We start from the raw sequence: 14,513 nt of genomic DNA, 5'->3' as shown, positions 1-14,513 counted from the left end.
GTCCCCGCCCCGCCCCCGCGAACGGTTTCCTAGACTGGAGAGATGCGACCGCTCACCGAAGCCGAAGTCCGGGCATCGTTCGTCAATGCGGACGATGACGAGCTGCGTCTGATGGAGATGCCTCATGACTTCCTGCTCGTCGACTGGGACTACCTCGACTTCTTCGCCTGGCAGGACCCCGGTGCGAGCCGTCGCGGCTATGTGCTGATCCCGCACGACGACGAGGTGATCGGGGTGGTGCTGCGTGCGACGGACCCCGGTCGCGCGAGGTCGGGCATGTGCAACATCTGCCACACGATGCAGCCGGGGAACCAGGTCGCCCTCCTCTCCGCCCGTCGAGCAGGCGAAGCGGGCAAGCGGGGGGATTCGTTCGGCACCTACATGTGCGCCGACCTCTCCTGCCACGAGAACGTGCGCCTCGCGCACCCGCTCGCACCGAACGAGGTCAGGTCGCCCGGTCAGGTCGACTTCCGTCTCGACGGCACGCGCCGGCGCATGGAGAGCTTCGTCTCGCAGGTCTGGGAGCGGGTCTGATCGCGGTTACGCTGGTGCGACACGTTCTGTGCTCGAAGGAGAAGCCATGACTGACGCCATCCTGTTCGCCGTCGAAGAAGGGATGGCTCGGCTCACACTGAACCGGCCCGCTCGGCTCAACGCGTTCAACGCCGACCTGGCGCACGCCTGGAAGGATGCAACGGCCGAGGCCACGTCGCGCACCGACGTGAAGGCGATCCTCATCGATGCCGCGGGTCCTGCGTTCTGCGCGGGAGGCGACGTGATCGACATGGCGACGACCATGGGCGCGTCCGGTGCGGAGATCACCGCGCTCGCCGAGGTCATCAACTCCGGCATCCGCTCGCTGACGGAATCAGCGGTGCCTGTCGTCGCCGCGGCCCACGGCACGACCGCGGGAGGTGGCCTGGGCATCCTGCTGTGCAGCGACTACGCCGTCGTGGGCTCGCGGTCGAAGCTCGGCAGTCTGTACGCGAACATCGGTCTGACCCCAGACCTGTCGGTCTCCGCTCAGCTCGCCCGTGCCGTCGGCCAGCGCCGTGCCCTGCAGCTCGTCCTGCAGGATCGGCTGCTCACCGCAGCGGAGGCCGTCGAGTGGGGACTCGTCGCCGAGGCCGTCGAGGGTGAGGACGCCGCCGCGGAGGCGGAGCGTGTGCGAGCGCGCGGTGAGGAGATCGCACGCTTCTGGCTGGCGGGTGCCGCCGACGCCTACGGTCAGGCGAAGAGGCTGGTGCGCGAGCAGCCGGAACGCTCCTTCGTCGAGCAGCTGGGCGAAGAGGCGCGCTCGATCGGTGCCGCCCTCGAGACACCCGACGCGCAGGCGAGGGTCGCGGCGTTCGCTGCGGCGTCGGCGAAGAAGACCGGCTGACCTCTCCTCCCCAGACCCGAAGGGTCAACAGACTTCCCGCGACGGGGTCGAACCCCTGGCAACCGTCGGCGCGCATGGCAGGATGAAGGCATCGCCGCTCGACGAGAGGAACGCCATGTCCCAGCCGGACATCACCACGCATCGACCGCAGGGTGAGAAGAAGAACATGTCGCTGCTGATCAGGGGCTCCCTGTGGATCGCCATCGGCGCTCTCATCGCCGCGGCCCTCGTGTGCGTCATCTGGGTGCTCATCGGTGACCAAGACGGTCTGATCGGTCGTGCGTTCCTCACGATCCTGCTGCTGGCGGCGTTCGCGGGAATCGCGATCCTCGAGGCCGGGTTGGCGCCGAACCGCCCCGACTGGCTGCAGCTGGCGAGCATGGTGAGCTGGATCGTCGCTCTCCTCGTCGGCGCCGTGAAGATCTGGCTCCCGGAGGACGGGTTCTACTTCGGCGCCGAGCGCTTCTTCCAGCTGCTCCTCGTGATCGGCATCCTCCAGCTGGCCCTGCTGCACGTGCGCCTGTTCACGCCGGCAGCGCAGCGATACGTCACGACCTTCACCCGAGTGATCTACATCGTGACGGTCACTTTCCTCGTCGGTCTCGTCGGCATGCTCGTGTTCTTCCTCGCCTTCCCCCACACGTTCCACTACGGCGAGCTGTATTGGCGCATCGTGGTCGCACTCACGATCCTCGTGGCCGTTGGCACCACGCTGATCCCGCTGCTCAATGCGCTCTTCGCGCCGAAGAAGAAGACCCCGGCCAACCGTGCCGTCGCGTCGGCGCCGTCGTGGCCGACCTACGCCGATGGCATCACCCCGCTTCCGGCGCTGCCCGATGCATCACCCGACTGGAACGCCTACTACACCGGGTACCCGACGGTCGCCCCGCCCCAGCAGGCACTCCCGCAAGCGCCCGTCTCGGGGTTCCCCGTCGTGCCGCAGCCCGCGCCGCCGCAGCCCGCGCCGCCGCAGCCCGCTGCGTCTCAGTTCGCGCCGCCGCAGTTCTCGCAGCCCGCAGAGCCCGCGCCTTCGACTCCGGGCGAGCACCCGGTGCCCCCTGCCCCGGCCACGCAGACTCCGGCCTCCCCGCAGGAGGCTTCGCAGGCTTTCCCGCCGCCGCCGCCCGCGCCCCGGCAGCCCGAACAGTGACGCTGGAACTCGAACTCCGCGACCTCGCGACCGAGATCGCCGAGGAAGCAGGGCAGCTCGCGCGACTTCGACGACAGGAAGGGGTACGCCTGGCGGCGACCAAGTCGTCGTTGGCCGACATCGTCACGGACGCAGACCGAGAGGTCGAAGCGCTCATCCGTTCGCGTCTCCGCGCGGCGCGGGCGGACGACGGCTTTCTCGGCGAAGAGACGGGGGCCGAAGCGGGGAGCAGCGGGATCACGTGGATCGTCGACCCCATCGACGGCACCGTCAACTACGCGTACGGCATCCCGGCGTACAACGTGAGCATCGGCGCAGTCCGCGGGGAACCCGATCCCGAGACCTGGGAAGCGCTCGCCGGCGCTGTCAACGCCCCGGCGTTGGGAGAGACCTTCTCAGCGGCGCGAGGTCATGGCGCCTGGTCGAACGGCATTCGTCTCGCGGTGACGGACACGACCCCGGCCGGCGCTCTCCTCGCCACGGGCTTCGGCTATGACCCCGCCACCCACGAAGGCGACATCGCGACCGTGGCGCGAGTCATGCCGATGGCTCGCGATGTGCGACGTATGGGCGCGGCCGCACTCGACCTGGCCTTCGTCGCTGCGGGGCGACTGGACGGTTACTTCGAGCGGGGCCTTCGCCCCTGGGACTTCGCCGCCGGTGCGCTCCTCGTCGAGGAAGCCGGAGGCGTGGTGTCCCGAACGGATGTCGACTCCCCGCGCCCGATGCTGGTGGCGGGAGGAGTCGATGTGCACGCCCGATTGCTCGCGATCCTCGCGGAGAATCCGTGAACGATTCATGGCATTCTCAGCCTGGTCACGGTAGGGTTTACCCGATCGTTACTTTCATCACCCGAAGGTGAAAGTCAAAGTTTGCGCCCCCCGAGCACGACGCACGACCGAGAGAAACGCTTTGCCCCTCGAGAACTCCCAGGCTGCCTCTGCGCCCACGCGCCGATCCAGCCGACTCCGCACTGCGGCCTCCGAGGCCCCCGCGGCGGGACCGACGGCACCCCTTTCTGCCGCTGATTCCACTGCCGTCGCCCTCGCTGCTGTCGCCCCCCTTTCCCGACGCGCCGCCCGTCAGCGGCCGGCACCCGACGAGGTGGTCACGGAAGCGCTGATCGAGCCTTTCGTCGCCACGAACTCGGAGCCGGTGATCGCCGATGTTCCCGCGGTTCCTGTCGCCTCGGAGCCGGTCGAGGCTCCTGCGGCTCCGGTCCGCGAAACCGGTGAGGTCGGGCGTGGACCGGCGGTCGAAGCCGACGCGTTCGAGCGCGCTTCCCGTGCCTTCCGCGCGACAGGTGCGGTTCCGACGGTTTCCACGGCTGAGCGCTCGCCGTCCGCAGCGAGTTCGGACGCTGAGTCTGTCGTCCCCTCGCATGTGGCCCCTCGTCGCCCCCGCAACCTCCGCAAGGTGGTCACGGTCGGAGCAACCGTCGGTGTGATGAGCCTCGCAGGGCTTCTCGCGGTGTCCATGACGCTCCCCGCGGAGGCGGTCGCCGGTGTGCGGGGCGGTTCGGCCGCATCCATGTCGTTGGTCTCCGCTGCTGCCGCCGACTCGAAGGACGAGGCCGAGGACGAGATCCAGGCTTTCGTCGCACCGTCCGGCGTTGAGAGCGTCCCGCTCTCCCGCTCCGATGACTTCAGCACGGTCTCGCTCGCCGAGGTCGCTGCCGAGCAGGGCATCAACTACTCGGGTGAGATCTTCACGAACGACCCCGACGCCGCCATCCAGTGGCCGTTCCTCGTCGGTGTCGGCATGAGCTACGGCTATGGGATGCGCAGCGGCCGCCTCCACGAGGGCATCGACTTCGTGCCGGGCAACGGTGCGCCGATCCAGGCCATCGCCGACGGCACTGTCCGCATCGCCACAGAGCAGGGCGGGGCCTTCGGGGTCACGGTCTACATCGACCACGTCATCGACGGCCAGGTCATCACGAGCCACTACTCGCACATGCAGTACGGCTCCCTCAACGTCAAGGCCGGCGACACCGTCAAGGTCGGAACGATCGTCGGCAAGACGGGTAACACGGGTCGTTCCTACGGCGCTCACCTGCACTTCGAGCTCATCGTCAACGGAACGACCATCGACCCGATGCCGTGGCTCAAGGCGAACGCCGGTCGATCGTCGCTGACCGCGGAGGAGTGACCGGCTCGATTTCATGAGGACGCCACAGTAATGGTATTCTCGTACGGTTGCCCCGCGAGGGGCAGCACGCCCCGATAGCTCAGTGGCAGAGCACTTCCATGGTAAGGAAGGGGTCGTCAGTTCAATCCTGACTCGGGGCTCGCAAGCATTCTTCTCACGCGGACGGATGCCTCGCGGCAGGGTAGCTCAGCTGGTTAGAGCGCACGACTCATAATCGTGAGGTCGCGGGTTCAAGCCCCGCTCCTGCTACAGATGAAAACCCCCGGATTCCCGGGGGTTTCGTCGTTCACGGGGGGCAGCGCGTCGAAGCTCAGTCGCGGGACTGGCGCGCCGGTTGGAGCCCACCGATCGGCGAATCAGCCTCGCCGTTGACGTACATGTAGCCATCGATGATGTCCGCGGATCGCCCTCGGCCGAGCCATGCGTCGATGCCGTCGCAGGCGTTCTCCGTCTGGGGGAGGAGCGTCTCCAGCTCGATCCTTCCCGCCGAATCCTGCGACCAGCGGCCGCTCAGATCGTTGCACCCGTCGCTGCCCGTGACGGTCCCGTCGGGACTGAGCGACAAGAACGTCGCTCCGTCGACGCTCGCCTCCCAGCCCCCGACGGGGTCGGGGAGTGGCGGAGTCGTCTCGGCGGGAACCTCACCGTTCGCGATCCTGTCGTTGCGCGCGTACATGGGGGCGAGCCCGGCTTGGAAGACGGCGCTGGTGGTGATGGCCGACACCAGCACGAGGACCACGCCGAGCAGGGGAGCCCAGTAGGCGGGCTTCCTCCGATGCCGGAGCGTGAACGCGGCCACGATCGCCGCGATGACCGAGGCAGCGACCGCCCACGGGAAGACGGCGCGGGCGCCGAAAGCGACTGCCAGGTCGCAATCGCCTTCGCAGCCGACGGCGCTGAACGACTCGAGGATCTGCGCGACGTACGCCGCGACGACGAGCAACGGAACGAGCAACCAGAGGGCGACGGCGAGTGCGGAGCGGTGCGCACGGTCGCGATGGGCAGGTTCCGGATCCTCGACGGTCATGTCCCTGAGGGTATGGCGGAGTGCCGAGACGGACCGCAGGCGCGACGCGTGTCGTCGGCGCGGTGATGGCACGTCTCGGCTACGACGCGGCAGAGGTCGTGGTCGCCGTCGGCGAGGAGTCGACCCGCTTCGCCGTGGGGGATCGCGTGTTCTACGCCGGGCAGATCGATCGCTCGGGCACGAACGCGCGGTTCCACCTGGTGGACGAGAGCATCGTCGGCCATGCTCCTCGCACGCTGTCGGTCGCCGAGGCGGCCGCACTGCCGCTGATGGTCATCACCGCGTGGGAGAGCCTGTTCGACCGCCTGGCGCTCACCCGCGACAGCACGGGAGTGCTCCTGGTGATCGGCGCGGCAGGGGGCGTCGGCTCGCTGATCATCCAGCTCGCGAAGGCCCTCACGCGTCTCGAGGTCATCGCCGTGGCCTCGCGCCCGGAGACGGCGGAGTGGGTGCGTCAGATGGGGGCCGACCACGTCGTTGGCCGTGACTTCGCCGGCGAGGTGTCGGCGCTCGCCCCCGCCGGCGTCGACTACGTGTTCACCTCGTTCACTCCCGGCAACGTCAGGGCGATCGCCGACGTGATCCGTCCGCGCGGACAGGTCGTCTCCATCGACGAGACCGGGGGCAGCATCGACGCGCTCAAGGCGAAGAGCGTGACCTGGCACTGGGAGCTCATGTTCACGAGGCCCGTCACCGATCCCTCCGACCACTACCAGCACGACCTCCTGGAGAGCGTCGCGAACCTGGTGGATTCCGCTGGACGCCGCGACGATGCGTCGGGCCCACGAGATCGTGGAGGCCTCCCGGACGATCGGCAAGGTCGTCGTCACCGACTGGCCAGAGGCGAAACGCCCCTAGCGCTGCGGTGCGTCGAAGGCCGGACCCACGTCTCCCGCCCTAGCGTCTGCGACGCCGACACGTCCGCGGATGAAGAACAGCAGCACGAGACCGACCACGATCACGGCGGGGTTTCCGAGCCCAGCCAGCGTCGAGACCGGACCCTCGACCGGATAGGCCGTGTGGAGGAAGATACTCGGATCGGTGCTGGCGTGCAGCAGGATAGGCGCGATGAGAGTGCCGGTGACCCGCATGGCGAGGTACATGCAGATTCCGAAAGCGAAGGTGTAGACCACCTGGAACGCGGTGGCGAACAGCGATTGACCGCTGAGCAGGTTCCCGGAATGGAGTCCGGCGAACACTGCGGCCGAGATCACGGCGACGACGATCTCGCGGTATCCGGCCTTGCGCAGCATGTTCACGACGAGACCGCGAGTGAGCACCTCTTCGGCGAAACCGATGAAGACGCCGGCGAGCAGCCAGGTCGCGACTACCTGGAACCCGGCCTCGCCGTAGTCGATGCTGAGCAGGTGCAGGACGTTGAACAGCAGCACGATCACGATCGCGATCCACATCCAGCCGCGGCCCGTGATCGGCTGCCGTCTGAAGAGTTCGCCGAGCCAGCTGACCGACGCGGCGAAGCCGACCAGGAGCAGACAGCCGACGAGAACGGGAAGCGCGTAGAAGACCAGGATGCCGGTGGGGCCCGTCGGGTCGTCGATCTGTGCCGCGAGCGGAGTGAAGGCGAGCGACAGTCCGTTGTAGAGCACGAAGTAGACGGCTGCGAGAAGGAGTGCGCGCCACCAGCCGCCCTTCTCCCAGAATCTCTTCCAAGGGGTGCCGGTCGCGGCGGCGGGGGCGGGTGCGGTCATGAGAGCTCCAGGGCTCGGGGGACGGTTCTCCCGATCAGTGTGGCGCAGCCGTAGGCGCCGCGTCCATCCGCCTGGTCATCGCGGGCGCGTCCCGCGCCCTGCTCTCCCCGTCGGCGGAGGTAGACGAGGGATCGGGATCGGGCGGGTGGCGCGCGAGGTGTCGTGGAAGCGCTGGACAGCGGTGAGCACGTCGTCCACGGACGAGTAGCGCAGGGCGAGGGGGAGGTCACGCAGCCAGAGCACTTCGACCTCTGTCGGCGCATCCTCATAGACGCGGCACACGACCCGCCGGTGATCTACGTCCGGGTATTGCAGATCGACGATGGCCCAATCCGTGGCGCTGACCTGCTCGAGAGCGAACCGTGGGTCTGGTACGCGATCCATCATTCTCCTGACTGTCCCCACGATGAAGCATGCCCGCAGGTGAGCCGGGGCGGGAGCCCCTTGACAGACGGCGGCCCCTGCTCCAGAGGGGGCAGGGGCCGCCGTGTTCACCGAGCTGGCGTGTTCATCGAGATGGCGGTGTCGAGTCAGACTCCTCCGGTGCGCCAGGCGACGCGATCGCAGCTCCCGACCATTCGACGCCTCGTTGCTCGGCCTCCAGACGCTCCGCTTCCTCTCCGCTGATGGCCTCGCCCCTGGCCACGAGCCCCGCGGTGTCCGACAGCGGGATCTGCTTCAGGAACAGCGAGAGCAGCAGCGCGAGGGCGATGAACGGCACGAGATACCAGAAGACCGGGGCGAGGGCATCCGCATACGCGGTGACGATGCCGTCGCGCACCTCGTCCGGCAGGGAGTTGAGCGTGGAAGGGTCGATCGTCGATGCGGCCTCTGAGGCGGCATCGGGCGATGCGCCGGCGCCGGCGAAGACCCCGAGCAGGTTCTCGGTGAGGCGAGTGGTGAAGATGGTGCCGAAGACCGCGGTGCCGAGAGACGCGCCGACCTCCCGGAAGTAGTTGTTCGTGCTGGTCGCGGTGCCGATCTCGCCCGCCGGAACCGCGTTCTGCACGACCAGCACCACGACCTGCATGATGAGGCCGAGTCCCGCTCCGAACACGAACAGGAACACGCAGATCAGCCAGATGGGAGTCGACGCCGAGAGCGTGGTCATCGCGACCATGGCGATACCGGTGATGATCGTGCCGAGGATCGGATAGATCTTGTACCTGCCGGTCTTCGAGATCGCGATCCCGGAGAAGATCGACGTGCCCATGAGGCCGACCATCATGGGGATCATCAGCAGACCGGATTCCGCCGCAGAGGTGCCGGAGGACATCTGCAGGAACGTCGGCACGAATCCGATCGCCGCGAACATGCCGATTCCGAGCACCAGTCCGATCGCGGTGGCGTTCACGAAGATCGGGTTGCGGAACAGGCTCAGCGGGATGATCGGGTCCTGCACGCGCGATTCGGTGATCACGAACGCCGTCGCCGCGACGATCAGCCCGGCACCCCATGCCCAGGTCGCGAGCGAGTCCCATCCGAACTCCTTGTCACCGCCGAAGTCGGTGAAGAAGATGAGGCACGTCGTGGCGATCGAGAGGAAGATGACCCCGAAGATGTCGATCGGCTTCTCGGCCTTCTTGCTCGGGAGCTTGAGGGCGATGAGGGCGATGATGAAGGCCGCGATCCCCACCGGGATGTTGATGTAGAACGCCCACTGCCAGGTCAGGTGATCCACGAAGTAGCCGCCGAGGAGAGGGCCGGCCACGGCCGAGAGGCCGAAGACCGCCCCGAGGGGACCCATGTACTTGCCACGCTCGTTGGCGGGCACGATGTCGGCGATGATCGCCTGGGACAGGATCATCAGGCCGCCGCCGCCGAGACCCTGCAGGGCGCGGAACACGACGAACATCCAGAAGTCCGTGGCGAACGCGCAGCCGACGGATGCCAGCGTGAACAGTGCGATCGCGACGAGGAACAGGTTGCGCCGGCCCAGCACGTCGCCGAACTTGCCGTAGATGGGCATCACGATCGTGGTGGCGAGCAGGTAGGCGGTGGTGATCCACACCTGGTGGTCGACGCCGCCGAGCTGTCCGACGATCGTCGGCATGGCGGTGGACACGATGGTCTGGTCGAGGCTGGAGAGCAGCATTCCCGCGATGAGAGCGCTGAAGATGATCCAGATGCGGCGCTTCGTGAGCAGGAACGGCGCATCCTTCGTGGCGGTGGCGGACATTCAACGGGCTTTCTGTGACGGTGCGTAGAGCGAGCGGGCGAGGTCGAGGCGTCGCGCGATGAGATCGGCGAACGGCTCGGGGGACTGGTGGTGCAGGAGCTGGTCCATGCTCATGCGCACGAGCGCGCCGACGGTGTGCACGACCACCTCGGCGCGGAGTTCGGCATCATCGCCGCCCTCGGTGCGACGGAGGATCAGGGTCTGGTCACGGCGCTCGTTCTTGGCGAGCTGTTCGAAGGCCGCCTTCAGCAGCCGCGGCTCCTGCTCGATCACGGCGAACATCGCCGGCGCATCATCGACCGGGTTGAAGAGCTCGAAGCGACGGATCGTCAGCTGGATGAAGTCGTCGAGGAGGTCTCCGCGCTGCGTGGCGAACTCCTCCTCGAGAGCTTCCTGGCGGGAATCGATCGTCGCGAAGCCGAAGACCGCGTTCTCCTTGCTCTCGAAGTAGTTGAAGAACGTGCGCCGCGAGACTCCGACCTCGGCGCACAGCTCCTCGACCGTGAATCCGGCGAACCCCTTCTCCGTGGTCAACCGGCGTGCGGCATCGGTGAGGGCTCGGGAGGTCTCCCGCTTGCGCTGTTCCCGCAAGGATTCTGCACTGTCGCTCATAGAGTGCAATATTGCACTTCGAAGCTTGGAGTGCACTGTGAAGTGCTCGTATCCGTTGTCGGCGACTTTCTTCGGATCGATTTGTGACATCCGCTGCTCGCGATCCGTCCTAGTCATAGCGTCGCCGACCGCGACCGGCGCCCCTACGGGCAGAACACGGATGAAGGAGCTCATGATGGCGAACACGACTCCGGGCACGCAGCCCGAGATCCACGTCGAAGCACCGCTGCAGGGGGCTGCAGTGGGCACGACGACGATCGAGGATGCGGTGGTCGCGAAGATCGCCGGCATCGCCGCGCGGGATGTCGACGGGGTTCATGCGCTCGGCGGGGGCGCTGCGCGCATGGTGGGAGCCATCCGGGATGCCTTCAACACGACCGACCTCTCGCAGGGAGTGTCCGTCGCGGTCGGCGAGGCGCAGATCACCGTCGACATCACGATCGTCGCCGAGTATCCGGTCGCCCTGCAGAAGGTCGCCGACGAGGTCAGGGCGGCTATCCATCGAGACCTCGTCGAGCTGGCAGGGGCGGACCTCGTCGAGGTCAACGTCACGATCGACGATGTGCACGTCCCCTCGGACGACGTCGAGGGCGAGACCGCTGTGGCAGCGAGCGAGTAGTCGCCACATCCAAGACACGGCTCCGAGACCCGGGGCCGTAACGAGAAAGGGAGAAGAAATGAGCGCTGAAGACAAGATCAAGGCCACAGCCGAGAAGGTCGCCGGAAAGGCCAAGGAGACCGTGGGCAAGGTCATCAACGATGACAAGCTCGTCGCCGAGGGCAAGGCCGAGCAGGCCAAGGGCAACGTGCGCGACGCTGCGGAGGACGTGAAGGACGCGTTCAAGAAGTAGGCGGGACCGGGGGAGAGGCCGCACCGCCTCTCCCCGATCCCTCACAGGCGGGTGAGACATGATCCGATCCGATGGGGCATCTGTTCCGAATTCCTTCGGGGATCGGATCGAGGGGTGGGGTAGATGGAGAAGGAACGCTTTCGGACAGCGCTCGAGGATGCGGACGACGGCATCGTCGCCGGACGGGCGATGGATGGGGACGTCGAGGCGTTCGCCGTCTTGGTACGCAGGTATACGCCGATGATGCGTGCCTATACGCAGCGGATGCTGAACGCCTCCGCCGACGTCGATGACATCGTGCAGGAGTCCTTCGTGGTCGCGTGGCAGCGGTTCGGCGAGCTCGAGGATCCGGCGAAGGTCAAGAGCTGGCTGATGCGGATCGTCAGCCGGAAGGCGGTCGACCGCATCCGTGCGATCCGCCCGGCCGTCGACATCGACTCGATCGACCGACCGGCACCTCTTCATGCGGCCCCGTCCGCGGTCGTCGAGGCTCGCGCCGGTGTCGCAGCCCTCGGTGCTGCTCTGCGGGAGCTGCCCGACGCTCAACGCGAGTGCTGGGTGCTTCGTGAGATCGGCGGCTACACCTATGAGGAGATCTCGGAGCAGTTGGACATCCCGATCTCCACGGCGCGCGGCCTACTGGCCCGCGCCAGAAAATACATGATCGTACGGATGGAGGAGTGGCGATGACCGACGACAGAGACGCGCCTGAAATCCGCAGACTCGGACTCGAGCCCACCGATCTCGACGGGCACACCCTGGACGAGCTCACCGACTACCTCGACGCCGGAAGACGCCCGGCCGACCGTTCCATCGACGAGTCGCCCGGGTGTCAGCTGGCCTTGGATGCGCTTGAGCGTCTGCGAGGGCTCGGCGCGGAGCTGCTCGCTGCGGAAGCCGCAGCCGAACCCGAGGTCGATGACAGCTGGGTCGACCGCATCCTGAGCGGCATCGCGATGGATGCGCGGGCCGGACGCCGCATCCCCTTCGAATCGCCCGATCCGAAGGCGGATCTCGCCATCACCGAGGGAGCTGTTCGCGGTCTCGTGCGCTCCTCGGAAGACGCCGTTCCCGGTCTCCTCATCGGCCGGTGCCGGCTGGAGGGCGATGTGACCCGACCCGGGGCCCCGATCCGCGTCGGGATCGATGCGAGCGCGCTGCATGGACAGCCGATCCCGAAGGTCGCGGACGAACTTCGAGCCGAAGTGGATCGTCGCCTTCGCGCGCACACCGAACTGAACGTGGTCGCGATCGACATCGCGATCCGAGACATCAGAGAGGTGTCGTCGTGAGCGGCGGAGACGTGAGTGGGGGAGACGTGATGCAGGCGGAGGAGCGCGAGGAACTCGCTGCGGCGATCGAGGCGACCCTGCGATCGACCCCGGGGGTGCGCAGCGTCTACAGATCGGGATCTGTGATCTCTCAGCTGTTGCGACTCGGCGCTGAGGCCATCGGCGCGCGAAAGGACGATGAGCCCATGGTCTCGGTGATCGTCGCCGACGGCGGGGTGGTGGTCGAGGCCACACTCGGGGTCGAGTCCACGGCGAGATCGGGCGACATCCTCCACGCCGGGCACGGGGCCGTCGACACGCTGCTCGACGCCCGAGGCCTGCGTCACGAGAGCATCACCCTCACGGTCGCGCACGTGCAGCCGGCCGAACGCCCTCAGGTGCCTGCGACCTCCTGAGGCACGGAACCACCGAGTGCCGCCGTCCGGGGGGACGGCGGCACTCGGTCTTGCGGGGCCGATCAGGCGGAGGCGGCGCGGAGTCCCTCGACGAGCGGGGTCGTGGGGCGCCCGATGAGGCGAGCGAGCGTGCCGTCGGTATCGGCGAGCGCGCCGTCCTTGATGCCGGAGTCGAGGGCGGCGACGAATCCAGCCGTCCCCTCGTCGAGCCCGGCCTCGCGGAGCGCGGCGACCTGGTCGTCGTGGTCGAGCGCGACGAACGCGACTTCGCGTCCCGTGACCTCGGCGATGGCAGCAGCGAGATCGGTGTAGTTCCAGGCGACATCGCCGCCGAGCTCGTAGACCTCACCGACGTGTCCGTCCTCGAGCGCGACGACGGCTGCGGCCTCGGCGAAGTCCTTGCGGCTCGCGGAAGCCACCCGCCCTTCTCCCGTGCCGGCGGCGAGTACACCCGTCTCCGCGGCGCGGGCGAGGTCCGCGACATAGTTCTCGGTGTACCAGTTGTTGCGCAGGATCACGGCGGGCAACCCGGCCGCGGCGATGAGCTCTTCCGTCGCCTTGTGTTCGGGGGCCAGGATCAGGTCGCTCGTCGTGGCCTTCGGAGCGCTCGTGTAGACGAACTTGGAGACGCCGGCCGCCTTCGCGGCATCGATGACCGCCCGGTGCTGCGGGACCCGCTGGCCGACCTCGGAGCCGGATACCAGGATGACCGTGTCGACGCCTTCGAGTGCGGACGCGATCGATGCGGGGTCGGTGTAGTCGAGGTGCGCGACGCGAACGCCGAGGTCTGCGGCCTTCGCGGTGTCGCGGGCTCCTGCCACGATCGACTGCGGGTCGGTGCCGCGCTCGAGCAGGCTGGCGATGATGAGGCGGCCGAGGTTGCCGGTCGCACCGGTGACGAGGATGGTCATGAGGGTCCTTTCGTAAGTGACACCCACGACAACCCGCGATCGGGTGTTCGGCATTCCGATCTGACGGTACCCACTTTGAAGTAAGGTACCCACATGACGGTTAGTTTCGCGCAGATAAAGGAATCGACTCCGTTCGTGTTCGACCAGAATTGCGGCACGCGTGTCGTCCTGGATCACATCATGAGCAAGTGGGGAGTGCTCGTGCTCTCCTGCCTGTCCGACGGCACCCACCGCTGGGGCGCCCTCCGCAGGGAGGTCGACGGCATCAGCGAGAAGATGCTGGCCTCGACGCTGCGGACGCTCGCCGATGACGGCCTGGTGCACCGGGAATCCCTTCCGACCGTCCCTCCGCACGTGGAGTACAGTCTGACCCCGCTGGGGCGTGACCTGATGGAGCGCATGCTGCCGCTGATGGAGTGGGTGGCTGACCACGCCGACGGCATGCTCGAAAGAGGCTGAATCTGCGGATTCCGTCGTGAGCTCCACTTCTTTGCTTCGGATTCATGCTGTCTGAGAAAGCCGTTGACGCGAGAACCGTTGTGGCTCTACTGTTCTGACATGGCAGCAACGACGCCGATTCATCTGGAACGACCCGACGGCAAGGGTCTGGCCGCCGGCACTCTGGGACTCTGGGGATCGACCGTGATCGGTCTCGCCTCGACAGCACCGGTGTACTCGCTCGTGGCGACGCTCGGCTTCGTGGTGCTCGCGGTGGGGGCGCAGGCTCCGATCGCGTTCATCATCGCCTTCGTCCCGATGCTCCTGATCGCCTTCGCGTACCGCGAGCTCAACAACGCCGTCCCCGACTGCGGCACGACGTTCACCTGGGGAACCAAGGCGTTCGGTCCCTGGGTG

Annotated in this window: 19 protein-coding genes, 2 tRNA genes and 2 pseudogenes; 15 read left to right on the top strand and 8 right to left on the bottom strand. The window is 67.4% G+C overall.

What is annotated here, in order from left to right:
- The first annotated feature begins 42 nt into the window (after positions 1-42).
- From AX744_RS15160 to AX744_RS15130, 7 genes are all read left to right on the top strand, one after another.
- Positions 43-534: an FBP domain-containing protein gene (locus tag AX744_RS15160; protein ID WP_058633240.1), complete on the top strand. Its 492-nt coding sequence runs from the start codon at positions 43-45 to the stop codon at positions 532-534.
- A gap of 46 nt (positions 535-580) precedes the next feature.
- Entirely contained in the window at positions 581-1,381 is an 801-nt protein-coding gene (locus AX744_RS15155) for an enoyl-CoA hydratase/isomerase family protein (protein ID WP_061017769.1), read from the top strand.
- 115 nt (positions 1,382-1,496) lie between these two features.
- A complete protein-coding gene (locus AX744_RS15150; RefSeq protein WP_141370380.1) occupies positions 1,497-2,531 on the top strand; it encodes a hypothetical protein in 1,035 nt (344 codons plus the stop codon).
- A complete protein-coding gene (locus tag AX744_RS15145) occupies positions 2,528-3,322 on the top strand; it encodes an inositol monophosphatase family protein (protein WP_058633247.1) in 795 nt (264 codons plus the stop codon). The genes AX744_RS15150 and AX744_RS15145 overlap by 4 nt, the downstream gene beginning before the upstream one ends.
- A gap of 313 nt (positions 3,323-3,635) precedes the next feature.
- Entirely contained in the window at positions 3,636-4,682 is a 1,047-nt protein-coding gene (locus tag AX744_RS15140) for a peptidoglycan DD-metalloendopeptidase family protein (RefSeq protein ID WP_231728829.1), read from the top strand.
- 68 nt (positions 4,683-4,750) lie between these two features.
- Positions 4,751-4,822, top strand: a tRNA-Thr gene (locus AX744_RS15135).
- Between the two features lie 35 nt (positions 4,823-4,857).
- Positions 4,858-4,931, top strand: a tRNA-Met gene (locus AX744_RS15130).
- 61 nt (positions 4,932-4,992) lie between these two features.
- On the opposite strand, the gene AX744_RS15125 is transcribed toward AX744_RS15130, so the two are convergent.
- The gene (locus AX744_RS15125) at positions 4,993-5,709 is read right to left on the bottom strand and encodes an META domain-containing protein (RefSeq protein ID WP_061017765.1); all 717 of its coding nucleotides are present in this window, start codon (positions 5,707-5,709) and stop codon (positions 4,993-4,995) included.
- Positions 5,710-5,860: 151 nt separating this feature from the next.
- Positions 5,861-6,124: a hypothetical protein gene (locus tag AX744_RS21080; RefSeq protein ID WP_061017763.1), complete on the bottom strand. Its 264-nt coding sequence runs from the start codon at positions 6,122-6,124 to the stop codon at positions 5,861-5,863.
- On the opposite strand from AX744_RS21080, the pseudogene AX744_RS21955 reads away from it, so the two are divergent.
- Positions 6,042-6,260, top strand: a pseudogene (locus AX744_RS21955) (zinc-binding dehydrogenase); the annotation flags it as partial. The gene AX744_RS21080 and the pseudogene AX744_RS21955 overlap by 83 nt on opposite strands.
- Here AX744_RS21955 and AX744_RS21075 read toward each other — a convergent pair.
- The 5 genes from AX744_RS21075 to AX744_RS15100 form a co-directional block, all read right to left on the bottom strand.
- Positions 6,239-6,403: a hypothetical protein gene (locus AX744_RS21075; RefSeq protein ID WP_230977948.1), complete on the bottom strand. Its 165-nt coding sequence runs from the start codon at positions 6,401-6,403 to the stop codon at positions 6,239-6,241. The pseudogene AX744_RS21955 and the gene AX744_RS21075 overlap by 22 nt on opposite strands.
- Positions 6,404-6,563: 160 nt before the next feature.
- A complete protein-coding gene (locus AX744_RS15115) occupies positions 6,564-7,418 on the bottom strand; it encodes a CPBP family intramembrane glutamic endopeptidase (protein WP_061017761.1) in 855 nt (284 codons plus the stop codon).
- Between the two features lie 75 nt (positions 7,419-7,493).
- The gene (locus AX744_RS15110; RefSeq protein WP_058633228.1) at positions 7,494-7,802 is read right to left on the bottom strand and encodes a hypothetical protein; all 309 of its coding nucleotides are present in this window, start codon (positions 7,800-7,802) and stop codon (positions 7,494-7,496) included.
- 124 nt (positions 7,803-7,926) lie between these two features.
- The gene (locus tag AX744_RS15105) at positions 7,927-9,597 is read right to left on the bottom strand and encodes an MDR family MFS transporter (protein WP_061017759.1); all 1,671 of its coding nucleotides are present in this window, start codon (positions 9,595-9,597) and stop codon (positions 7,927-7,929) included.
- On the bottom strand, positions 9,598-10,209 hold the full coding sequence (locus AX744_RS15100; protein WP_061017757.1) for a TetR/AcrR family transcriptional regulator: 612 nt from the start codon (positions 10,207-10,209) through the stop codon (positions 9,598-9,600).
- A 175-nt stretch (positions 10,210-10,384) separates the two neighbouring features.
- Here AX744_RS15100 and AX744_RS15095 point away from each other — a divergent pair, with 175 nt between their 5' ends.
- The 5 genes from AX744_RS15095 (at position 10,385) to AX744_RS15075 (ending at position 12,747) form a co-directional block, all read left to right on the top strand.
- Positions 10,385-10,828 (top strand): Asp23/Gls24 family envelope stress response protein, encoded by a 444-nt coding sequence (locus AX744_RS15095; RefSeq protein ID WP_082682755.1) that lies wholly within the window; start codon positions 10,385-10,387, stop codon positions 10,826-10,828.
- A 58-nt stretch (positions 10,829-10,886) separates the two neighbouring features.
- Positions 10,887-11,060, top strand: coding sequence for a CsbD family protein (locus tag AX744_RS15090; RefSeq protein ID WP_045263668.1), 174 nt, complete (start codon positions 10,887-10,889; stop codon positions 11,058-11,060).
- Between the two features lie 123 nt (positions 11,061-11,183).
- Positions 11,184-11,750: an RNA polymerase sigma factor gene (locus tag AX744_RS15085; protein ID WP_061017754.1), complete on the top strand. Its 567-nt coding sequence runs from the start codon at positions 11,184-11,186 to the stop codon at positions 11,748-11,750.
- Positions 11,747-12,352, top strand: a complete 606-nt coding sequence (locus tag AX744_RS15080) for an Asp23/Gls24 family envelope stress response protein (RefSeq protein ID WP_046747443.1) — start codon at positions 11,747-11,749, stop codon at positions 12,350-12,352. Before AX744_RS15085 ends, AX744_RS15080 begins: the two co-directional genes overlap by 4 nt.
- Positions 12,349-12,747, top strand: coding sequence for a hypothetical protein (locus AX744_RS15075; protein ID WP_230977947.1), 399 nt, complete (start codon positions 12,349-12,351; stop codon positions 12,745-12,747). Before AX744_RS15080 ends, AX744_RS15075 begins: the two co-directional genes overlap by 4 nt.
- 62 nt (positions 12,748-12,809) lie before the next feature.
- Here AX744_RS15075 and AX744_RS15070 read toward each other — a convergent pair whose 3' ends face one another.
- Positions 12,810-13,658, bottom strand: a complete 849-nt coding sequence (locus AX744_RS15070; RefSeq protein ID WP_061017750.1) for an SDR family oxidoreductase — start codon at positions 13,656-13,658, stop codon at positions 12,810-12,812.
- A gap of 93 nt (positions 13,659-13,751) precedes the next feature.
- On the opposite strand from AX744_RS15070, the gene AX744_RS15065 reads away from it, so the two are divergent.
- The gene (locus tag AX744_RS15065; RefSeq protein ID WP_045263673.1) at positions 13,752-14,117 is read left to right on the top strand and encodes a winged helix-turn-helix transcriptional regulator; all 366 of its coding nucleotides are present in this window, start codon (positions 13,752-13,754) and stop codon (positions 14,115-14,117) included.
- Between the two features lie 99 nt (positions 14,118-14,216).
- Positions 14,217-14,513: pseudogene (locus tag AX744_RS15060) on the top strand (amino acid transporter); the annotation flags it as partial.

The organism is Microbacterium sp. CCH5-D1 (genome assembly GCF_001557335.1).
Classification (GTDB): domain Bacteria; phylum Actinomycetota; class Actinomycetes; order Actinomycetales; family Microbacteriaceae; genus Microbacterium; species Microbacterium oxydans.
This window is presented reverse-complemented; position numbering and strand designations above follow the sequence as displayed.